The organism is Priestia sp. FSL H7-0729, from assembly GCF_038005685.1.
Lineage (GTDB): Bacteria > Bacillota > Bacilli > Paenibacillales > Paenibacillaceae > Paenibacillus.
In genome coordinates this window covers 73,258-95,316 of the sequence record NZ_JBBOTQ010000016.1, presented here as the reverse complement: position 1 = coordinate 95,316, position 22,059 = coordinate 73,258, and the positions used below count along the sequence as shown (strand labels likewise).

17 protein-coding genes and 1 other annotated feature are annotated in these 22,059 nt (G+C 47.7%); of the genes, 7 read left to right on the top strand and 10 right to left on the bottom strand.

The window, feature by feature from the left end:
• Positions 1–2 precede the first annotated feature (2 nt).
• Positions 3–797, bottom strand: a complete 795-nt coding sequence (locus MHH93_RS24835) for an ABC transporter permease (RefSeq protein WP_062837592.1) — start codon at positions 795–797, stop codon at positions 3–5.
• 1 nt (position 798) lies between these two features.
• Positions 799–1,845, bottom strand: a complete 1,047-nt coding sequence (locus MHH93_RS24830) for an ABC transporter ATP-binding protein (RefSeq protein ID WP_036614079.1) — start codon at positions 1,843–1,845, stop codon at positions 799–801.
• A gap of 129 nt (positions 1,846–1,974) precedes the next feature.
• Between MHH93_RS24830 and MHH93_RS24825 the strand changes: the two genes are divergently transcribed.
• Together MHH93_RS24825 and MHH93_RS24820 are read left to right on the top strand one after the other, a co-directional pair.
• Complete coding sequence (locus tag MHH93_RS24825; RefSeq protein WP_500056190.1) at positions 1,975–3,018, top strand: LCP family protein; 1,044 nt, start codon at positions 1,975–1,977, stop codon at positions 3,016–3,018.
• A gap of 131 nt (positions 3,019–3,149) precedes the next feature.
• The gene (locus MHH93_RS24820; protein WP_500056189.1) at positions 3,150–4,469 is read left to right on the top strand and encodes a glutamate-1-semialdehyde 2,1-aminomutase; all 1,320 of its coding nucleotides are present in this window, start codon (positions 3,150–3,152) and stop codon (positions 4,467–4,469) included.
• Between the two features lie 222 nt (positions 4,470–4,691).
• On the opposite strand, the gene MHH93_RS24815 is transcribed toward MHH93_RS24820, so the two are convergent.
• Entirely contained in the window at positions 4,692–6,086 is a 1,395-nt protein-coding gene (locus tag MHH93_RS24815; RefSeq protein ID WP_500056188.1) for an aminotransferase-like domain-containing protein, read from the bottom strand.
• A 159-nt stretch (positions 6,087–6,245) separates the two neighbouring features.
• Between MHH93_RS24815 and MHH93_RS24810 the strand changes: the two genes are divergently transcribed.
• The 5 genes from MHH93_RS24810 (at position 6,246) to MHH93_RS24790 (ending at position 12,432) form a co-directional block, all read left to right on the top strand.
• Positions 6,246–7,181 carry a DMT family transporter gene (locus MHH93_RS24810; RefSeq protein WP_500056187.1) on the top strand — a complete coding sequence of 312 codons (936 nt, stop codon included), beginning with the start codon at positions 6,246–6,248 and terminating at the stop codon, positions 7,179–7,181.
• A 27-nt stretch (positions 7,182–7,208) separates the two neighbouring features.
• Positions 7,209–7,522 (top strand) — a binding site (T-box leader).
• 140 nt (positions 7,523–7,662) lie between these two features.
• On the top strand, positions 7,663–8,655 hold the full coding sequence (gene trpS / locus MHH93_RS24805; RefSeq protein ID WP_500056186.1) for a tryptophan--tRNA ligase: 993 nt from the start codon (positions 7,663–7,665) through the stop codon (positions 8,653–8,655).
• A 69-nt stretch (positions 8,656–8,724) separates the two neighbouring features.
• Positions 8,725–9,831, top strand: coding sequence for a GerAB/ArcD/ProY family transporter (locus MHH93_RS24800; protein ID WP_500056185.1), 1,107 nt, complete (start codon positions 8,725–8,727; stop codon positions 9,829–9,831).
• Positions 9,812–11,281 carry a spore germination protein gene (locus MHH93_RS24795; protein ID WP_500056184.1) on the top strand — a complete coding sequence of 490 codons (1,470 nt, stop codon included), beginning with the start codon at positions 9,812–9,814 and terminating at the stop codon, positions 11,279–11,281. Before MHH93_RS24800 ends, MHH93_RS24795 begins: the two co-directional genes overlap by 20 nt.
• The gene (locus MHH93_RS24790) at positions 11,278–12,432 is read left to right on the top strand and encodes a Ger(x)C family spore germination protein (RefSeq protein ID WP_500056183.1); all 1,155 of its coding nucleotides are present in this window, start codon (positions 11,278–11,280) and stop codon (positions 12,430–12,432) included. The genes MHH93_RS24795 and MHH93_RS24790 overlap by 4 nt, the downstream gene beginning before the upstream one ends.
• 76 nt (positions 12,433–12,508) lie before the next feature.
• Here the strand turns inward: MHH93_RS24790 and MHH93_RS24785 are convergent, their stop codons facing one another.
• The 7 genes from MHH93_RS24785 to MHH93_RS24755 form a co-directional block, all read right to left on the bottom strand.
• Positions 12,509–12,925 carry a sensory rhodopsin transducer gene (locus MHH93_RS24785; protein ID WP_500056182.1) on the bottom strand — a complete coding sequence of 139 codons (417 nt, stop codon included), beginning with the start codon at positions 12,923–12,925 and terminating at the stop codon, positions 12,509–12,511.
• Between the two features lie 884 nt (positions 12,926–13,809).
• Positions 13,810–15,018, bottom strand: coding sequence for a rhamnogalacturonan acetylesterase (locus tag MHH93_RS24780; protein WP_500056206.1), 1,209 nt, complete (start codon positions 15,016–15,018; stop codon positions 13,810–13,812).
• Between the two features lie 106 nt (positions 15,019–15,124).
• Positions 15,125–15,964: a carbohydrate ABC transporter permease gene (locus MHH93_RS24775; protein ID WP_339242906.1), complete on the bottom strand. Its 840-nt coding sequence runs from the start codon at positions 15,962–15,964 to the stop codon at positions 15,125–15,127.
• Positions 15,965–15,969: 5 nt separating this feature from the next.
• Complete coding sequence (locus MHH93_RS24770) at positions 15,970–16,872, bottom strand: carbohydrate ABC transporter permease (protein ID WP_278296989.1); 903 nt, start codon at positions 16,870–16,872, stop codon at positions 15,970–15,972.
• A gap of 139 nt (positions 16,873–17,011) precedes the next feature.
• A complete protein-coding gene (locus MHH93_RS24765) occupies positions 17,012–18,295 on the bottom strand; it encodes an ABC transporter substrate-binding protein (protein ID WP_500056181.1) in 1,284 nt (427 codons plus the stop codon).
• 221 nt (positions 18,296–18,516) lie between these two features.
• Complete coding sequence (locus tag MHH93_RS24760; RefSeq protein WP_500056180.1) at positions 18,517–20,070, bottom strand: response regulator transcription factor; 1,554 nt, start codon at positions 20,068–20,070, stop codon at positions 18,517–18,519.
• Entirely contained in the window at positions 20,045–21,832 is a 1,788-nt protein-coding gene (locus tag MHH93_RS24755; protein ID WP_500056179.1) for a sensor histidine kinase, read from the bottom strand. Before MHH93_RS24755 ends, MHH93_RS24760 begins: the two co-directional genes overlap by 26 nt.
• Positions 21,833–22,059 lie beyond the last annotated feature (227 nt).

Sequence of the window (22,059 nt, the reverse complement as noted above, 5' to 3'; positions counted from 1 at the left end):
CGTTATCCCCCTTGCACGAACAGACGCTTGCGCGCCTTACGCCAGATCAGTACCATCGGAAGCAGCAACACGGCAAACCAGAACACCTGAATACCGAGTACATTCCAGATGGCGGTACCTTCCACTCTTCCAGTGAAAACCGAACCGGGCAGATACGTAATGGCCTGAAAAGGCAATACCTTCATCACCGCGGACATCCAGCCTGGATACAGGCTGATCGGGATGATTAGACCGGAGAACAGATCAACCACGACGCGTTTCATGCGCATCATGCCTTCATTATTCTCCACAAAGAATGCCGCCAGTCCCGTAATCACATTAATCTGGGAATTAATGAGGAAACTGAAGAACAGCATGACGAGAAAGCCAATCCACGCTGACGGCGCCGTAGGCAGTTCAACCGGGAACAGCAGAATGGCAATGAGCATCCCCGGAATCATGAGCAGCAGGAAGCGGAAAATGCCTTCGCCAAGCCCCTGCATCATTTTGACCATAACGTAATTGATCGGCCTGATGAATTGAATCGCAATGGAGCCATCCCGTATGTCTGCGGCAATCTCCCGGTCCAGGTTGTTAAAGTAAAAAGCACGTGCCATCCAGGATACAGCGATGTAAGTCGTCATCTGTGCTGCCGTGAAGCCCCCAAGTTCACCACTGCTGCCGTAAATGGCTTGCCAGGTAAAGTAATACACGCCGATATTCAGCGTATATATCAAAATGCCAGAGTAATAATTCACCCGGTATGCCAGCATCGTTAGAAAACGGATGCGCATAAAATCAATAAATGCACTATTCATCTCAGGATACACCCACCGCTTCTTTCCCTGCTCCCACAATCTCGGGACGCTCGGCGGAACCGGACTGGTAGATACTCCGCACAATCTCATCCGTGTTGATCTCGATAATCTGAATATCGGTAATATCAGCCTGTCCAACGACACGTCCGAGTACATCCGAAACATTCAGTTCAAGCGGAATCCATACCGATGCGGACAATTCATTCTCTACCGTCCAACGCACAGGCAACGCAGCAGTCCATTCCTGCATCTGACTGATGTTGTGAGCTGAGCCAAACTTGAAGCGGATTTCCCGTTCCTTGCCCCATTGGGACTTCAGATGATCGAGACCACCATCATAGATGATGTTGCCTGCATCCAGCATGATGACCCGGGAACACAAGGCCTCAATGTCCTGCAAATCATGGGTTGTGAGCAAAATAGTCGTTCCATGCTCCTTGTTCATGTCTTTCAAGAAATCCCGAATTTCCGACTTTACGACAATATCCAATCCAATGGTTGGCTCGTCCAGAAAAACAATACTCGGGTTGTGCAACAATGCTGCCACTAACTCACAGCGCATGCGCTGACCGAGACTGAGTTTCCGTACTGGACGGCTTAGCAGATCCTGAAGCTGCAATCGCTCAACCAGTTCATCGAGCCTTTTACGGAAATCGACTTCTCCGACACGATATACTTTGCGCAATAAATGGAAGGATTCGATAACGCCAATATCCCACCACAATTGACTGCGCTGACCAAAAACAACACCAATATTCTGTACAAACTTCTCCCGTTCCTGATACGGAACATATCCACCAACTGATATTTGCCCTGAAGTAGGCACCAAAATGCCGGTCAACATCTTGATTGTTGTTGATTTACCGGCACCGTTCTCCCCAATATATCCGCATATTTCGCCCTGCGGAATCTGAAATGAAATATCATTTACAGCCAATACCTCTTGGTATTGACGTGCAAACAGGTCCTGGAACGCGCCCTTCAGCCCACCTCGGCTTTTCTGGACGCTAAACGACTTGCGCAAATCTTTGACATCAATCGCCAGCATGATTATACCTCACTTGGATTTTGTTGAAATTGCTTGTAGCCCAAAAAGAAATTATAATGGTATCAGTCAAAATTCAGCAATACCCGAACTCGTTTTTTTATTTCATCTCAAATACAAAGGAGAGCTAGCATGACCAGAAAGACGAAGAGAACCATCTGGATTTCTCTTGCCGCCTTCGTGTTGATTATCGGAGGAGCTGCGGCATACTATTTCGGTTCTATTCTCAATCAGTTGGACGGTTTGGCAAAAGACGGTGACGAATCCCCATTCGCCGGTATCGAGAATGTGGAGAAAGTAAATACGCCTGACCCTCCCAAATGGGAAGGCACAGAAACGGTAAATATTCTCGTTATGGGTGTTGATGCGCGCGGATTGAAAAAAGGTGAAGTTCCCCGCTCCGACAGCATGATGGTCGTATCGCTTGACCCTCTTACCAAAAAAATCAATCTGTTCTCCATTCTTCGCGACACATACGTCGATATTGACGGGTATGGCAAGGAGCGGATCAACACCGCCATTACTCATGGCCCTAACGCAGCCATGCAAGCTGCCGGCGATCTGCTCGGCATTCCTGTACAGTATTATGTGTATACGGATTTCCAGGGATTCATCAAATTGGTGGATGCCGTTGGCGGTGTCGATTTTGATGTGGAGAAAGACATGCACTATACAAGTAAAGCAGACAATAACGAATACGATATTGATCTCAAAAAAGGATATCAACATCTGGATGGCGAGACTGCCCTCATGTACGTTCGTTTCCGTCATGATGCAATGTCGGATTTCGCTCGTTCCGAGCGTCAGCGTGAATTGCTGAAAGCCGTAACGGCAAAAATGCAGTCCACGACTACCATTGCCAAACTGCCTGCCATTCTGGAACAGGTCAATCCGTATGTAGATACGAATCTGACGCTTTCCGATATGTGGAAGCTGGGTGGACTTGGATACCAGAGCAGCATGAACGGCAGTGAGCAGATCCCACCAATGAACCTGTTGAAAGAAGAACGTACAGCCGGCGGTGCACAAGTATTGACGGTTACAAATGAAGAAAAATTGAAGCAGCATATTCAGGATATTATTCACCCGCCTGCTACAACGGATGATAGTACGACCAGCACCGAAGATAAAACAGCCAGTGGTGACGATCAGAAGTCAGAACAACCGGCTCAGTAATCTAAACATGCAGAGGGCAGCCATTACGCTGCCCTCTCGTTGTGCCCAGTTATAATATTATGAGAAAATCATCATATCTTTCTGTGGCTTGTACCTTTATCATATTTTGAATTACGAAAGGAAGTTATCTTATGAAACCATCACGTTCCCGTTCCGAACTTCTATACGCAGAAACACTTGAGCATATTGTAGGAGGTGTGAACAGCCCTTCACGCTCGTTCAAAGCCGTTGGTGGCGGTGCACCTGTATTTATGAAAAAAGCCCAGGGCGCCCACTTCTGGGATGTTGATGACAATCGTTATATTGATTATCTGGCCGCTTACGGTCCGATTGTTACAGGACATGCCCACCCTCATATTACGCAGGCCATTACGGAAGCTGCAGCAAATGGAGTACTGTATGGTACCCCAACAGAACTTGAAATTAAGCTTGCCAAAATGTTGAAGGAAGCCATTCCTTCCATGGATAAGGTTCGTTTTGTGAACTCCGGTACAGAGGCGGTCATGACCACAATTCGGGTAGCTCGTGCCTACACCAAGCGCAACAAGATCGTAAAGTTCGCCGGATGTTACCACGGTCACTCGGATCTGGTGCTTGTGGCTGCCGGTTCTGGCCCGTCCACGCTGGGTATCCCGGATAGTGCAGGCATTCCCACCAGCATTGCGCAAGAGGTCATCACCGTGCCTTACAATGACCTGGATAGCCTGAAAGCTGCACTGGAGCACTGGGGTGACGATGTTGCCGCGGTCATGGTTGAACCGATTGTTGGTAACTTCGGTATGGTGATGCCGGAACCCGGCTTCCTGGAAGGTCTCTGTGCGATGACACGCGCCAACGGCTCACTGGTTATCTATGACGAGGTTATCACGGCTTTCCGTTTCCATTACGGTTCTACGCAGACGTATGCGGGACTCAATAATCATGCGGAGATTGAACCGGATCTGACGGCGCTTGGTAAAATTATTGGGGGCGGCCTGCCAATTGGCGCTTATGGCGGACGCAAACATGTTATGGAGCAGGTTGCTCCGCTCGGCCCTGCTTATCAGGCAGGAACGATGGCTGGTAACCCTGCATCCATCTCGGCTGGTATCGCATGTCTGGAGGTCCTGCAAGGCGCGGGTGTATACGAAGAGATGGAACGCCTTGCTATCGACCTGACAGCAGGTCTACAGGCTTCTGCTGACCGTCATGGGATTGCACTGACGATCAATCGGATTCGCGGTGCATTCTCCACCCACTTCTGTGACCATCCCGTTACGAATTATGATCATGCTCAAGACACGGATGGAGAACTGTTCGCTTCCTTCTTCCGTCACATGCTGGACCGTGGCATTAACCTCGCTCCATCCAAATATGAGGCCTGGTTCCTGACCACGGCTCATACAGACGAGGATGTTCAAGCAACATTGGAAGCTGCTGAAGCTTCCTTCAAGGCGATGGCTCAGGAATAACCCGAATAATTAATTCTCATTCAGATGTAACCTACAAAATAGTTGAGAGACAGCAACTACGAAAAGAGGCGTCCAACAAGTGTTCAACTTGTGCGGACGCCTTTGTTTTTTACAAATAGGGTGATTGTCTAGATAGGGTTAGGATGAGATGTTATGCAACACCTTCAAGCGTAGCTTATTGAATTGATAGGGTGCACTGTTATGATCCTGCCATTACTTAACTTATCTCTGACTGATCTGCAGTTTCAAAATCTCCTCCCGGATTACCTGCATACCCTCTTCGATTCGCTGCTTCGGCACATTGGAGATGTTCAATCGCAGCATATGATCCTCATGCACCTGATATGTCCCCTCCGGATAATACCGTTCAGTCGTATCAACGATGACTCCACGCTTTTGGAGCCTGGACAGCAGAACACGAAGCGGCATATCACTCGCCAAAGGTAACACCGTATGCTCCCCTCCTGTTCGAGGAGCGTCCATAAACGGAGCAAAGTCTGGATATGAGTCCAGTTGCTCATGCACCGTGTGCATCCGGGCAGCATAGCGGTTACGAATCACTTTCCTGTGATGAGCAAACATTCCACTGTGCACATAGATCTCCAAAGCAGCTTGAGACAAGACGGAAGTGTCGATATCGAGCATTTTTTTGTAAGCACCAAACGATTGAATTAGAGGTGAGGGCAGAACTGCTACACCAATGCGCAAGCCTGGAAACAAAATTTTGGAGTAACTCTTCAGATAGATGACCCGGCCTTCCGTATCATAGGACCATAGCGGGTCCTGTTTCGTATTGTCCTCCAAATCAGCCAGATAATCATCCTCCACCAGATACACATCGTACCGCTGAGCAAGCCGGATCAGTCTCTTTTTCTCAGCAACAGTTAACGATGTGCCAATCGGATTGTGAAAGCGCGGCATGACATAGAAAAACTTAATATCTTCCTCCGCGAACTGACGTTCAAGCGATGCCCAGTCCAGCCCGTCCAGGGCACGTCTGACACCGGCAATAGGCACATTCAATCCACTCAGCAGGGAGGGCATATTGTGATACGTCGGTAGTTCCACCAGTACTCTTCTCTTTCCATTGGGGAAAGGCATCAATGCAAGTACAGCCAATGCCTGCTGCACACCTGATGTGATAAAGAACTGCTCCGTTCTCGCAAACACCTGATAATCCGCAAACTGCTTCTGCAACAGCAGAATAAGCGAAGGTAATCCCTGATCTGTGCCGTACATGAATAGCTCTGCCTGCTTCTTCTCCATCGCCTGATCCACACAATGACGAAAGTCTGCATACGGGAACACCCGTGGATCAGGGGCAGCCGAAGCGAAGTCCAACGATCCCTGCCAGTCCATATCCTGAGCACCTGTCCCATTCTGTACGGCATAATAACCGGATTGAGGTATGGCGTACACCAAATGCCGCTGTTCCAGCCACTCATATGCACGAATTGCTGTGCTTACACTGCATTGATACTGTTCAGCTACAACTCGAACGGCTGGCAATCGAATGCCCTTATCTGCCCACTGGCGACGATCCTGCTGCTGCATCTGTTCCTGAATCCATTGCTTTAACGCCTCGGCAATCACTTCGTATTTTCTCAATGCACCCATCCCTCTCCAACAACTGTACCGATACAGTTTAACCTTTTATCTATTGTAGCACGATGCACCTGGCAGTATATTGAATAAGGCCAGCACATGCCTCGAACCTGACATAATTCGGGATAATGAAAGATAAAGCACTATGACTACTGTATTGGAGGAGCATATATGAACACAGCACAAACTCGGGGATACGCTTATATCGCTGCTGTATTGTACGCGGCTATTATCGGTCTATCTTTTTTATTTGTTAAACTGACTGTCACTGTTGCACATCCAATTGATGTGCTTGCCCACCGATTCGCGCTGTCGTTGATCGTTGTCAGCATTCCTGTCATTTTTGGTTGGATCAAGATCCGACTGAGCCTTCGTGATCTGTGGCGAATCATTCCACTGGGGCTGTTATCTCCCGTCCTATTTTTTGCCTTTCAAGCCTTTGGACTCGTATCTTCCAACTCATCGGAAGCGGGTATTATTCAGGCTATGGCCCCTGTATTCACACTCGTTCTGGCTTCAGTTTTCCTGAAAGAACGCACTTCCACGATGCAGAAGCTGTTCCTGCTTCTGTCTGTTGCTGGAGTGGTCTTTATTTTGATAATGCAAGGAAGTGGCATGTCTATAGGTAACCTGAAGGGTATAGCATTATTGCTGCTATCCACAGTCTGTTTTGCAGGGTATGGTGTGCTTGCAAGGCCATTAACCCAGAAGTATAAACCGATGGAATTAACATGGGTCACACTGATGGTTGGCTGTATTGTGTTTAACGCTGCTTCCCTGATCCGCCATGCTTCCAGCGGCTCCATGATGGATTACATCAAACCATTTGGTGATGCATCCTATCTGGGTGCACTCGCTTATCTGGCGATCCTCTCCACCATGATCTCCACCCTGCTTGCGAGCTATGCCCTGACCCATCTGGAGGCTTCCCAAATGAGTGTATTCAGCAATCTGTCCACGCTCATCTCTATTGTAGGAGGAGCATGGATACTGCATGAACCTGTTGGTGGCTACCACTATATTGGTGCATTGTTAATTATCGCTGGTGTGCTTGGCACCAATATGAGCGGTCGCAAACATAGGCTGGTCAGTGGGATCAAAGCGTGATATAATCCTGGAAATTGTAAACATTTGTTATCCGCGATGATGAAGAGAAGTACATATGTCAGGATGCTACAGAGAGCCGGCGGCTGGTGGGAGTCGGTGCATCGGATATGTGGAAATGGGCTTCGGAGTTCCAAGTTGAACAAAGTCTGTATCCTTTCCTAGGAATACACACTTTCAGTAGGCGAGGCGGCATGTCCAGCCGTTATCCATGGACAGGATATCGATAGGCATGGAAGCTCATAAAAGAGCTCCTGGTAGATACCTCATCCGTATCCCTCAAGCGGGCCGCAACAGAGCGGCCAATGAAGGTGGCACCGCGAGGCACAAGCTTCGTCCTTTATTCTGTTCCCAACCGGGGAATGGGATAAAAGACGAAGCTTTTTTGATTTTTTTGCAGGCTGAAAGGAGGTGATGGTCGTGGAAGACGGCTGGTGGCGACAGCTCAATGTTGAAAAATCACAAAACCAAAGGAGAATAAACCATGAACAAAAACAAGGATATTATTTTGACAGGAGATCGGACTACCGGACAACTTCATCTCGGCCATTACGTAGGCAGCCTGCGCAGTCGGGTACAATTGCAGGAAGAGTACAAAACCTATATTTTACTGGCAGATGTTCAGGCACTCACCACCCACTATGATCAACCTGGCCTGATTGCAGATAGTGTTCATCAAGTCACGCTTGATTACCTCGCCGTAGGCATTGATCCGAACAAAGCTACCCTGTTCATTCAATCCATGATTCCGGAAATTGCGGAATTGACTGTGATCTTCTCCATGTTTGTTACCGTCAATATACTCCGGCATAATCCGACCATCAAGAGCGAAGCACGTGATCGCGGATATACCGACCTGTACTACGGCTTTCTTGGATATCCGGTCAGTCAGGCTGCTGATATTGCATTCTGTAAAGCCACCCTTGTTCCGGCAGGGGAAGATCAGATTCCTCACATTGAGACAGCACGAAAATTGGTTCGCCGGTTCAACGAGTTATACGCTCCCATTCTCCCCGAACCTCGCATTTTGACCGGAGAGCGGCTTGGAGGACTGGATGGCGTTGGTAAGATGAGCAAAAGCATGGGGAATGCGATCTCATTAAATGCAAGTCCTGAAGATGTAAAAGCCAGATTGATCAAGGCCAAGACTGATCCTACCCGCATCCATCGTTCTGATCCAGGACACCCGGATATCTGCCCTGTTTTCGCCTATCATCAGCTTTTCCGCAAGGAGAACGCAGACGAAATACATGCCAGTTGTAGTCAGGGGCGGATTGGATGCAAAGATTGTAAACAGATCGCAGGTGAAGCCATCAATGATCTGCTTGCTCCTTTTCGCGAACAACGGAATTATTATGAACAACGTGATGATCAAGTGAAAGAGATTCTTATCGAGGGTACCCGTGAGGCCAGGAAAGCGGCCCGGGAAACGATGTTAGAGGTAAGAGAAGCCATGGGTATTCGTTATTTCGTCTGACGGTATGAAGCACTCCAATCACGTTAACACTGCTGAGGACAGTCTACTGGGAAAAGGGGACCCCTCAGCATGAAACGAACACAGCCTTCTTTTTTACAAGCTATGATGTTGATTATGTTGTCCGTTGGCTTGATCAGCCACGTTCTGATTATTCCTGCCCTTTTGGCTGCGGCCAAAAGGGATTCTTGGATTTCCGTCCTACTATCGGCCGGACCATTTCTGATATTTGCGCTAATGCTCGCTTATGTCTCTCGTTTCCTCCAGCATCAAACCCTGCACGAATGGCTAACATCCCGTCTCGGCAAGCCCATTGGCATGTTATTTCGAGTTGTTAACACTCTCTTTTTTCTAAGCGTCATCTATTTTACCCTGCATGAAACCACGACTTGGGCCAAAACCAACTACCTGACCGAAACACCCGTTTTGGTAACCAGTATTGCCTTGATGTCTCTCTGTGTCTACGCTGCGTATAAAGGTATTCGCTCGCTTGCCTTTACCGCAGGGTTAATTCTGCCACTCGTTGTCTTGTTAGGCTTCTATGTGTCTATCGTGAATACCCAATACAAGGACTATAGTAGACTGTTGCCTGTTCTTGAACATGGCTGGCATCCCGTTCTTAACGGCATGGTCTACAGTCTTGCAGGCTTGTTTGAACTGCTGTTTATCTGGTACATCCAGCCTCATCTCACCAAACGTATACGGGTATGGCAGTATTTGATGCTCGCAATCATAATTGTGGGATTGACCGTCGGCCCCCTCATTGGGGCAATTGTGGAATTCGATCCTTTTGAAGCCGCCAAAATGAGATATCCCGCCTTCGAAGAATGGCGAATTGCCTCTTTGGGCAAATACATTGCCCAGACCGATTTCTTTTCCATCTACCAATGGCTCGCAGGGGCGTTCACCCGGATTAGTCTGGCTATGTATATTGTAGTAGAAATATGGAATATTAAGAATTCTACCAGAAGGCTTATCAGTTGCATCTCATTAGGTGTCTTTTTTATTCTAAGCATGTTGTACCCAATGGATGATATGACTTTCGTAAATCTTCTGGTCAAATACATATTCCCGTTCAATCTCGTATATCTGAGCGGACTTGCGATTATAGCAACGACGGTTGCCTTTATCCATTCACGCCATCAGAGGAGGAATCATCATGGAGCATCAAAAGATTGACACCACGTCCCATGAAACACTGCTTGCCTCTTTGAAAGAGCAGTTTAATCCCTGCGCAGATGTAGTTGTTCAGACCTTTCCGGTCAAAGATGAATCCGATCAGCCCGTTATTTTGCTCTATTGCGAAGGACTGGTCGACGGGAAACAAATCAACCAATTTGTTATTCCCCGTCTGGAACAGCACTCCATGATCATTGAAGAATCACATCCCAAAGAACTGGGATTAACCTTAAATCCGATTGAGGATATCACAGATTCCAAGAAACTTAATCTGTTGATTTTTAGTGGACAATTACTGATCATTTTCGGTAATGGCGTTCAGTCCTGCAGTCTGGATATCGCTGATATTCCGGGACGAAGCCCAGAAGAATCAGCCATTGAGACATCAGTTAAAGGCCCGCGGGATGGATTCACCGAAGAACTCACGACCAACGTGGCCCTTATTCGCAAACGAATGAAAACCTCTTCAATGTGTTATGAGAAATATGTCAAAGGCGGCCGTACTCAAACTGCCATTGGACTTCTATATGTAAAAGATATTATCAATCCAGACATTCTAAAAGAAGCACGACACAATCTGAATCAGATTGAGATTGACGGCATTATGGGCAGCTCCATCATGGAGCGAGCTGTCATGGGAGGGGTTCGGAGTATTTTTCCACTCACAGATAATACCGAACGGCCTGATTTTGTCGTCGATTCCCTGTTAAATGGACGTTTTGCCGTTCTCATTGAAGGTTCTCCTGTGGCGGTCATCGCACCAACTACACTTTTCAATCAGTTGAAGTCCCCGGAAGACGAAAGTACACCTTTTTTCATCGTTACTTTTGAACGAATCTTGCGCATATCCGGACTGCTGATTGCCTGTTTCTTCCCAGCCTTCTACATCGGCCTAACCAGCTTCAATGTGGAGCAGATCCCGCTACCTCTCTTGGCTACAATTGCGGGTACTCGGATGGGCCTGCCCATGCCGGTGACGCTGGAAGCATTTCTAATGATTTTTATGTTTGAGCTATTTAATGAAGCCGGTCGCAGGTTACCACGTGCATTAGGGCAGACGGTCAGCGTGGTCGGTGGACTTATCATTGGGGATGCTGCCATTCGAGCCGGTATTACATCCCCTACGATTATTGTCACCGTGGCGATCTCGGTCATCTCTAGCTATATTCTGGTGAATACGGTGCTTAGCGGGGCTACTGCTCAAGTTCGGATCGGCATGCTCATTATATCTTCGATTCTTGGATTATTTGGATTCATGATCGGACTGTTCGCTCTGTTGGTACACCTCGTATCCTTGGAGTGTTATGGCGTATCCTATCTGTCACCCGTATCTCCCTACATTCCCGGAGACTTCACTCAGGCCGTATCCATGCCCCCTTCCATGAAGAGAACCAAGCGTCCAGAAGCACTTCACACTCAGGATTCCACTCGCCGGAGAAAACGTTCATGAACAGATGGACGTCCATAAGTGTCCTACTTGTGGGGTGCCTGATCCTGCTAACGGGATGCTGGGATTCCAAAGAGGTACAAAGTATTAACTTCATCACGGCCATCGGAATAGACTATGTGGACAACCAATATATTGCGTATGCCCAATTGATTGACTTCTCCAGTATTGCAAAACAGGATACGCCAACCTCCCGGGAAACAAGGGATATTTGGATTGGACGGGGCGAGGGTACAACACTGAGCATGGCTATTAATGATCTGTATGAAACATCACAACAGCAGACGCTTTGGACTCATGTTAAAGCGATTGTTTTATCAAAAAATGCTTTGGATGGACGGCTGGAAGACATATTTAATACCTTGCTACATTCGGGTCAACTGAGATATACACCCTGGATTTACGCGACAGATCAGGACATTCCGGAAGTGCTTTCCCCTTCTGCGCTGCTGAACCAATCCGCCCAAACCATTGAGTTATTTGAGCCCATGAGGTTATACAAACAGCATTCCGGTTATGAACCGATCCGGCTGCATCAGCTTCTCGATGGATTACGGGAACCTGCTTCCGTCATTCTTTTACCCTCGGTTTCGATGAGGAATGAAACTTGGTTTAACGGCGATAAAACGCCCCCCCTTGTTAGAATGGATGGATTTTATGTCATTTCCAAAGGCAACAATCAGGGTAGAGTGGCAGGAGCGGATGCGGACGGTACACGATACGTAAATTATGAACGCGTTCATCACTATCCATTGTACGTGTATGGGAATGATAAGAAGACGCCTGATTTAACTCTGATGCTTCGGCATCCCAAGACCAGAATTAAAGCGAGGAAACAAGGAGACGGCGTCACATTCGATCTGGTTACCTCGGTCAAGGGTTCCATCATCGAAGACCATGGAGCCCCACGCACGCCTCATGCCATGGAGCTAGAAGCCGAAAAAGAGATCGAATCCCAGATCCGAGATACATTCGAAAAAACCAAGTCACGCAAGATTGATTCATATGGTCTTGTGGAACATCTCTATCGCAACAATTTACCCTTATGGCAGGAATTCACCCAACGCGCTGACCCCCTCGAACGTTTCAAGCTTGGCAAAGTGGAGGTCCATGTGGATATTCTGAATGCGAGCACGTATAAATACAGTGACTAAAAGAAGACCTGTGACCTGCATTACATGCAAGGTTACCGGTCTTCTTTGGGGTTGAATTTCATGCCAAGTTGTAATTCTATCCTAATGGATACGCCATGACACTCATCAGAGCCAATTCTGGCTGGGTCGTGTCCAAACGGCTGTACTGGATAATGACAGGCATACTGCTGGAAACCGTAATTGCATAAGGTACGCCTGACGGGATAGATTGTTCTCCAGATTTCAATGATGCGGTACGAATATGTTTTGTTCTCCTCGCAGGCACCTCCGCCACAATATCTTCGAGCGGTTCCCTGTCTTCAAAATATATTGTGATGTGCAGCTCCGCATCCGTTGTTCCTGTGTTTAATACACAGATACTTTCATGACTCTCCAGTGTGCCGCTACTCTCTGGTGGGATGTATCCATCAGGGATAACCCAGTAGGTATGCCCTTTGGCGGTCGGATCATTCTTATGGGCTGATGTGCTTTGGTTAGTCGGGTCCAATGTCATTGAAATATATCCTCCAATAATTAAGTTAAAATCGGGTGGGCTCGCACGGCAGTCGCTCCGGAGGACGGATCGGGCTGTGGGCCGCTGTTGGCTCGGGATTTCTATTTATTCCCCCCCAGCAGGGGAAATCCCGCTCCAAAGGCGGACGCTCTGCTCCCTCTACCCGATTCCGTCCTCCTCCGCTGCTACGCTCACCGAACTGATTTAAAAAAATTATTGCCTTCGCTCTTCGCTGGGCAACTTTTTTGCTTGCTCGTTACTTCATATAACTCGCTACAACTTTTAAACCCTGAATAACTCACACGGCGGTCGCTCCGGTGGACGGATCGGGCTATGGGCCGCTGTTGGCTCGGGATTTCTATTTATTCCCCCCCAGCAGGGGAAATTCCGCTCCAAAGGCGGACGCTTTGCTCCCTCTACCCGATTCCGTCCTCCTCCGCTGCTATGCTCGCCGAACTGATTTTAAAAGATTATTGCCTTCGCTATTCGCTGGGCAACTTTTTGCTTGCTCGTTACTTCATATAACTCGCTACAACTTTTAAACCCTGAATAACTCGCACGGCAGTCGCTTCGGTGGACGGATCGGGCTATGGGCCGCTGTTGGCTCGGGATTTCTATTTATTCCCCCCCAGCAGGGGAAATCCCGCTCCAAAGGCGGACGCTTTGCTCCCTCTACCCGATTCCCCCCTCCTCCGCTGCTATGCTCGCCGAACTGATTTTAAAAGATTATTGCCTTCGCTCTTCGCTGGGCAACTTTTTTGCTTGCTCGTTACTTCGTTTGACTCGCTTCGCTTAGATACAGACGCGCAGGACTTAAAATCCTGCGGTATTTTATCTCGTAGAGTAGTAAAACCAAGTCCTTTACGACTGCGACGATTACTCACCTACCGCAGATACATCTGCAACGGTTGTAATTGTAACTCGCGGATGGCTTCTGCCACCTGCTGGGCAAGGCGGCGGGCACCGCGTTCCTGAAAATGCGTGTTATCCTCCACGCCTGAAGGGAAGTTCACATACTCGCCTGGCAGCACCCACATAAAATCGTCCTTGGTGGCTTCCATGCCCGCCTGCTCGAACAGAATACGACTGCGCTCTGCCAGATCGATCAGCGGAATAGCTTCTTCTTCCGCCAGCTCACGCATGGCGATGATATAATCGCCATGCGTATCGGTCAATGTGCCATCATCCGCGAAATAGCGACGATGCACCGGGGTTATGAGCACCGGACGAGCCTTGGCTTCACGGGCAGCATCGATATACTTTTTCAAATATTCCTTATATGTTGTGAATGGGTCGGTCCCACGTTCAGGGTCCGGCTTCTCATCGTTATGTCCAAATTGAATAAACAGAAAATCTTCGGGCTTGATTCGCTCCATAATGGCGCTGAGTCTGCCTTCATGAATAAAACTGCGGGAACTGCGCCCTGACTGGGCATGATTGTCCACTGCCACATCATGTTTGAATTGTGCTGGCAATAGCTGGCCCCAACCACAATACGGATATCCACTTTCCGGCTGATCTGTTACGGTTGAATCCCCGGCAAGAAATACGGTCATGGTCTGATTCGCAAGAGTAATCTCCAAAGCATTAATTCTTGGCGCGGGACCAGAAAATGACAGGCGAAGTCTGCCGCCGCGAACAACAACCGAGAATCGCACCTCTGCAAATTGCCCAGGGAGTGTACGAATGGTTGGCAGTACTAGCCTGCCTTCACCAGCTTTCACGCGGGTCACTGTCTCAGCCAGTTCATCCCCTGCAACAAGTAATACTTGATAGGTTCCATCGGGGACATCCACGATGAAGGATGCTTTGAGCGGAATACAGAAGCCTGAACGCAATCGGGCAGACATGGTTGTCTGCCCCGGATTGTTATGATGTTGTTTCGTGGAATTCGGCACGTCGTCATCTCCGATGCGTTGTTTCTCATACACCAGAGAACCTGCTTCGAATCCGTATCCTCCACGTTCCTCATATGTGGTAGTTGCAGTTACTTTCAGATAATCCCTTGTCTCATCTGCTCTTCCCGAGTCCGGTCCAAAGTTAAACTTCCAGCTGGTCACGGACACTGCCTGGCCCTCTGCCGTTGCCTCCATGGCAACGGCCTGACTACCCTGAGCTTTATTCAAAAGCGATAACCTCCTTGGTTAACTTTCATAAACGTTCATTCGGGCGAAGATACGAAGATACAGTGAATCCTGCTTATCCTTTCAATCCGCTGGTGCTCATCCCTTGAACAATTTGTTTCTGGAAGATGAAGAACACCGCTACAACCGGTACCAGACTGACGATGGACATCGCAAACATGGCGCCCCAGTTGGAAGCAGATTCGCTATCCAGGAACATTTTTAGTGCCATCGATACGGTATATTTCTCAGGCGAGTTCAGGTACAATACCGGACCGAGCAGATCTTCCCATCTCCAGTAGAAGGAGAAAATCGCTGCTGTTGCCAGAGAAGATTTGATGAGCGGCATAATAATCTGGATATACAGTCTGAATTTGTTACATCCATCGATGGTTGCAGCCTCATCCAGTTCCTTCGGAATCGTTCGAATGAACTGTACCATCAGGAAGATGAAGAACGGCATTCCGAAGAATGTAGGGACAACAATTGGAAGAATCGTATTTAGCCAGCCCAGCTTCGTGAAGATAATGTATTGAGGAACCAATACTACGTCATGTGGCAGCATCAGTGTCAACATCATAATGGAGAACCAGAAGCTACGACCTTTGAAGCTAAGTCTGGCAAAACCAAAAGCGATCAGCGATGACGATATCACAGCACCAATGGTGGAAATAACTACGATTACAAGGGAATTGGTGATGTAATCCATGAACGGTCTTCCTGCTGTGCCTTTCCAACCATCCACATAGTTACTCCAGATCCACTCTGCTGGAAACAGGGTATCTGCGGTAACAAAGATCGTACGACTTTCCTTGAATGAACTGAAGAGCATCCAGAGTACGGGATAGAGCATCAGGAGGGCAAGAGCTGCAACGAACAGGTGATACACGGGCCATTTTACATTTTTCCATACCATCATCGTTACTTCCCTCCTTCAGATTCGTAGAATACCCAGTACTTGGATGTCAGGAACACAGCCACCGTGAGCATACCAATCATAATGAGCATGATCCAGGCCATGGCCGAAGCATAACCCATGTTGTTAAACATAAAGGCCTGACGGAACAGATACAGGGAGTACAGCATCGTACCATCCATTGGGCCACCTTCGCCTTTGGAGATAATGTAAGCAGGTACGAAGGTCATGAATGCTCCAATCGTCTGCATAATCATATTGAACAGGACGATTGGGCTAAGAAGCGGCAAGGTGATGCTGAAAAATTTCCGAACAGGATTCGCACCATCCACACCCGCTGCCTCGTACATCTCAGGGGAGATATTTTTGAGACCAGCCAGGAAGATCAACATGGACGAACCAAACTGCCACACAGACAGTGAGATCAGCATAACCAGGGACGCATTCGGGTCACCAAACCAGCTGATAGGCCCAATCCCAATTGCCGTTAGAGCGCTGTTGATAACACCCTCATTACTGAAGAGGTTACGCCACATAATGGATACGGCCACACTACCACCGATAATGGATGGCAGGTAATACAACGTCCGGTACGTTCCAATCATACGAGAGCCAGTGTTCAGGACCATCGCTACGAAGAGGGCAAAGATCAATCTTAACGGTACCCCAATGAATACATACAGAAACGTCACTTTGACCGAGTTCCAATATTTCGGATCATCAAAAAACATTTTGGTGTAGTTATCGAGTCCAATCCACCGCGGAGAAGTGAACAAGTTATAACTCGTGAACGACATATATAAGGAAACAAACATGGGGATGAGTGTAAAGCCCAGGAATCCAATAATAAACGGGCTTATGAACGCATATCCGGTTAAGTTTCTACGTAACGACGAATACTGCCTCAATGGAACGAACCTCCTTCATGGATCAGCTTGCTCCCTCATCCTTGCTTCGGTCATCTGGACGGGGAAAGGCCCTCGCATTCGCGAGCAGCCCCATTCCCGACCATCCCTGCAGTGGGACGAGCAAGCCATCATTCAACTGTTATTTATTGTTCGCAAGGACAGATTCGGCGTTCTTGCGGAATGTTTCTGCTGCCTGCTCAGGTGTAATTTTGCCAAAGTTCAACTCTTCAACCACGTCTGCCAGAGCAGAGATTACTTCAGGTGAACCCACCGGTGGCGGAGAGCTCATTGGTGAAGCCTTAGGCTCCATGGCTGCTACGAATTCAAAGACCTGTTTTGTTGCGTCACTCAGCTCAGGTGCGATGGCTTCTTTGATCGCTCCAGAGATTGGCACACCGCGCTCCCCTTTGATCAGTTTGTTGGCTTCCACATCATTCACCCAGAAATCAATGAATTTAGCCGCTTCTTCCTTCACTTTGGAGTTGGACGTTACACCCCAGTACATACTTGGTTGCATATAAAGTCCTTTTTCCATATCCGGTCCAGGCATTGGAGCAATTTCGAGCGGACGGTTCGCTACCTGTTGCAAGGCTACGAACTGGTTGGACCATTGCCATACGCCAATTCCTTTTTCCTTCACAAGATCTGATTCCTCAATAATGCCTTTGGTTTGGTTGGCTACATCCGGCGTAGGTGCTGCGCCCTGTTCAATCATGCGGCGCATAAGTCCGAAGAATTCCACAAACAATTGGTCATCATCATAACCAAGACCTGTACCTTCCGCATTGTATAGCGACAACCCTTTGGTACGCAGGAAATAGTGGAAGAAGATATCCGGAGCTACCCCTCCATCCAAATACAGACCTTTCTCAGCGGCTTGTTTACCCAGTGCTTCGTACGATTCCCAAGTCATATTGTCAGGGATTGCATCCGCGCCTGCTTTTTTAAGCAACGCCGGATCATATTGGAAGCCCAGGACGTTAACACCGGCAGGTACACCGTATTGTTTGCCATTAATTACACCTGTGCTAATTACATTCTCGGACACATCGTCCACTTTGATCTGGTTGCCCAGATAAGGAGCTAGATCCTCAAGCTGACCATTCTGTGCATATTGGCTGATGTAGGAAATATCCATCTGAACGATATCAGGCAATTGATTTGCAGCTGCTTGTGGTGCGAGCTTTTTCCAGTAGTCATCAAATGAAGCATATTCCACATCGATTTTGACATTCGGGTTTTTCGATTTGTACAGGTCGATGACCTTCTGTGTATATTCATGCCGTGCATCCGAGCCCCACCAAGCGATCCGCAGGGTAACCGATCCATCCGATGATCCCTGTTCGCTACCTCCACCTGAACTACACGCCGCTGTAAAAACGAGCAATGCAGCCATCATCAGGAATATTGCCTTTTTCACCATGCCAATCTCCCCTTTTATGTTGATATGGTTGTGTGAACGAGTTATCCTCTCGTTTCTGATAACGCTTTCACAAACTTCTTAATGTCATTTTCGCAAATGTACGATCATAGTTGAATACACAAAACCGTCTTGTTGGTTCAAAAAACAGAGGAGGACAACAGTCTCCCTCTCGGTGCTGTTCGTCCTCCCCAGACATGAATCCCATGATTGGTATTCCATTGTTATATGCCGATCCTACGGAATTCCGTAGGTGTCATACCGGTCCACTTTTTGAACACCTGACTGAAATATTGCGAATTACCGCCGAATCCGAACAATTCAGCAAGCTCGAATACTTTCACATCGCCGCCTCTGCGGATATGGTCACATGCGCGTTCAATACGCAGACGATTGACGTAATTGGAGAAATTCTCGCCTGTGACTTTTTTGAAGATTTTGCCCAGATAATCCGGATTCATATACAACATTTGATGGGCGACTCCATTGAGCGAGAGATCTGCCTCTCCATAATGACGATCCACGATATCCATCATCTTCTCCACGGCAGAAGACTGGCGGCTAATATGGTTTTTGTAATACCCGGAAGTTAATCGGGCTGCACTGCTTGCAACAAAAGATTTTAATCCAGATAACGTATCGATATGAGGCAATTCTGCCATACGCTGGGTGAATTCTGTTGCCTCCTCGGGCGGACAGACATGAACCATCGCAGAATACAGCTGTACTACATAAGAACGAGTCACCTCAATTTCCAACTGCTGACGTGATAATAGATCAAACAGACGGTCTACCTCTGCCGCGGTTTCTTCTGTATTGCCCGTTTTGATTAACTGACACAGTTGCTCCGCATCCCGTTCTACATGCACGCCGTCGCATTCTCCGGCCAGAACCAGATCGTTCTTCGTAATCAGCTTACCTTCACCAATAAAGAAGCGATGGTTCAGGTACTGCAATGCCTCACGAAACAACCGCCGGGACTGGATCATTCGATCTGCTTCGCTCAGCGCAGCAGTCACTTGCAATTTATATAGTCTGGTAAACGCAGTACGAACTTCTTCAATGCTTTTTTTCAGTCCAGTCGGATCCGCTGAATCCGCGAGCAGAATCAGGAGTTTGCCTTCAATGGTTGTGCTTAACAGGACATGTGGGAGCAGGTCATTGGCAATGTTTTTGATCGCAAATAAGTGACTGTAATCATGTTCATCTACAATTCGGAACAACAGTAACCGAACTGCGTTCTCTTCAAGTTCCAGATCGAACAGCTCCTGATAATACTCCAGATCAACTGGTCCATAGGTACGGTTGGTCATGAACTCCAGCAAAAATTGCTCCTTCACATGCGGAAGAACACGCTGCAATCGCTGTTTCATCTCACCGGCAACATTCTCCTTCACCTGAGCGTCCTGATGTTCCTGCAACAGTTCAGTTAACGCATCATGGATCTGATTCTCATTGCAGGGTTTAAGCAAATAATGCTTCACACCATATTGCATCGCTCTGCGGGCATATTCGAACTCCTTGTAACCGGATAACATGATGAAACGAACTCCCGGATATGCTTCAGATGCTTTCTCTATGAGTCCGAGACCATCCAGACCTGGCATGGAAATATCCGTAATGATAATATCGGGCCTCGACTGTCCGATTTTATCCAATGCTTCGATCCCGTTCCTCGCCGTTCCCACCAATTCCGTACCTGCCGCGGCCCAATCGACCACTTGGGAAATCCCCTCCAGAATGACACGTTCATCATCTACGAGCATCACTTTGTACATCGTCATCGTCCTCTCTGATCCAAGGTATGCTGATCGATACTACAGTTCCTGATCCGGGCTTGCTGCTCATCACCATACTGCCTTCATCACCGAAGGTCAGTCTGATTCGTTCCTGAATGTTAGATAATCCAATGCCCTGTCCTCTTGTCTGAATACGTCCTTCATGTAACTGTTCCAGGAATTCCGATGTCATCCCAGGACCATCATCCTCGACTTCAATAATGACCTTGTCTCCCTCTGCTCTCGCTCGAATTCGAATCCGGCAGGGGTCAATACTTGGTTCGAGTGCATAATGTATGGCGTTCTCCACCAGAGGCTGTAATGTTAACTTCGGTATCCGGGCCGTCCCTACCTCTGGGGCAATCTCCATATCGAAATCCAGTCTTTCCTCAAAACGAGTGCGCTGAATCGTCACGTAACTGCGGACAATGTCCAGCTCTCTTTCCAGCGTGATCCACTTCTCGGACATATTCACGGAGCTGCGCAGCAGAAATCCGAGAGCCTCAACCATTTCCGAGATCTGTCGTTGCTTCTGTACTTTAGCGAGCCAATTAATCGATTCCAGCGTGTTGTATAAAAAATGTGGATTAATCTGCGCCTGAAGCGCTTTCAACTCCGTTTCACGAATCACCAGTTGCTTCGCATAATTCTCATCAATCAATTCACGTATTCGTTGAAGCATCATCTTGAATGTACGATGCAACAGTCCGACCTCATTCTGTGGAGATATCGGAACATTGCCAAGGGCTGCCTCCTCCAGTTTATCCAGATCGCCTTTTTCGATATTACGCATTTTTTTGATCAACTGCGCAATGGGATGGGTAATACTGCGAGAAAATCTCGCTCCAATGATCAGCGCCGCCAGAAAAATCATGATGAAGATCACCGTGACCAACTGTTTGACAAACTGAATCTGTTTAAACATCTGATCAAAAGGCGTCGTATATAGGTAAGTCCAGTCAGTGTAGGAAGAGTTGGCCCGGGCGATAAAATAACGACCATGCTCAAACATGGCAATGCCATAAGGTTGGGTCCGCTTCAATTCTGACTCTATCTCCGCTTCACTGACTGCTGATTCTGTTGGATAGATCACTTCTTTTCCATCCGTAATAAGTAGTTGTGAGTCCTCAGCCGGTTCTTGCATCTGATCCTGTACAATTCGGTCCAGACGGACACGGATAATCAGCGTCCCGAGCTTTTCGAGCGTAAATGCTCCGCCCGTAAAAGATTTTACCTGTCGGACGGATAAAAGCCTAGCTTGTTGATCCCCGCTGGTATGCCACACATTGGACCCCGAATATCGGTCTCCCAGTGCCACCAGTTCCTTCTGTTTGGTCTCCGAAATTCCTTCCCGGTTCCCTGCAGCCATAACGTTATTATCATTATCGATAAATAGCATGGAATAGACGTATTTCTCAGACCCTGCATAAGCAACTAACCGGTTAGTAATTTTTTTGCGCAGACCATTTTTCTCGTAACCTGTCTCGGCCTTTTCAAGTTGAAGCAAATATTGTTGAAGCGGCTCATCTGACATCACCTTGAAAGAGAGACTGGACATCTCACGCAGTTGATTCTCAATGCCTACTGAAGACATATTGAGGACTTGAGAGGACTTCTCATAAATCTGACGGTCATAGATACTGAACACATATCGGAGTACGGACGCATAAAACGTAAAGCTGATTAACATCAAAATGCCAATGAGAAGAATCGTTTTGTGATGAATCGGCAATGTTGTGAAAGCGTTCTTAATTTTATTCATCCTAAGCGCTCCTTTGGCTTGCGAGGGGGGCCTGTCATACTATGCATTAGTGGTTTTATTGTAAGTTATTTTCATATTTACACATCTGTTGGTCATCTGACAAGATATATTTATGCAACATTTTAGGTCATTAGAGAAGGTATACATCTGTGTCAGCAATTCAAAAAGAACACAAAACAGCCAGAATACCTTGAACAGATCAAGGCATTCTGGCTGTTAAATAACAC

Coding starts and splice junctions, on each gene's coding strand:
- MHH93_RS24835 (WP_062837592.1), bottom strand. CDS start 797: ATGAATAGTGCATTTATTGATTTTATGCGCATCCGTTTTCTAACGATG.
- MHH93_RS24830 (WP_036614079.1), bottom strand. CDS start 1,845: ATGCTGGCGATTGATGTCAAAGATTTGCGCAAGTCGTTTAGCGTCCAG.
- MHH93_RS24825 (WP_500056190.1), top strand. CDS start 1,975: ATGACCAGAAAGACGAAGAGAACCATCTGGATTTCTCTTGCCGCCTTC.
- MHH93_RS24820 (WP_500056189.1), top strand. CDS start 3,150: ATGAAACCATCACGTTCCCGTTCCGAACTTCTATACGCAGAAACACTT.
- MHH93_RS24815 (WP_500056188.1), bottom strand. CDS start 6,086: ATGGGTGCATTGAGAAAATACGAAGTGATTGCCGAGGCGTTAAAGCAA.
- MHH93_RS24810 (WP_500056187.1), top strand. CDS start 6,246: ATGAACACAGCACAAACTCGGGGATACGCTTATATCGCTGCTGTATTG.
- trpS (WP_500056186.1), top strand. CDS start 7,663: ATGAACAAAAACAAGGATATTATTTTGACAGGAGATCGGACTACCGGA.
- MHH93_RS24800 (WP_500056185.1), top strand. CDS start 8,725: ATGAAACGAACACAGCCTTCTTTTTTACAAGCTATGATGTTGATTATG.
- MHH93_RS24795 (WP_500056184.1), top strand. CDS start 9,812: ATGGAGCATCAAAAGATTGACACCACGTCCCATGAAACACTGCTTGCC.
- MHH93_RS24790 (WP_500056183.1), top strand. CDS start 11,278: ATGAACAGATGGACGTCCATAAGTGTCCTACTTGTGGGGTGCCTGATC.
- MHH93_RS24785 (WP_500056182.1), bottom strand. CDS start 12,925: ATGACATTGGACCCGACTAACCAAAGCACATCAGCCCATAAGAATGAT.
- MHH93_RS24780 (WP_500056206.1), bottom strand. CDS start 15,018: ATGGAGGCAACGGCAGAGGGCCAGGCAGTGTCCGTGACCAGCTGGAAG.
- MHH93_RS24775 (WP_339242906.1), bottom strand. CDS start 15,964: ATGGTATGGAAAAATGTAAAATGGCCCGTGTATCACCTGTTCGTTGCA.
- MHH93_RS24765 (WP_500056181.1), bottom strand. CDS start 18,295: ATGGTGAAAAAGGCAATATTCCTGATGATGGCTGCATTGCTCGTTTTT.
- MHH93_RS24760 (WP_500056180.1), bottom strand. CDS start 20,070: ATGTACAAAGTGATGCTCGTAGATGATGAACGTGTCATTCTGGAGGGG.
- MHH93_RS24755 (WP_500056179.1), bottom strand. CDS start 21,832: ATGAATAAAATTAAGAACGCTTTCACAACATTGCCGATTCATCACAAA.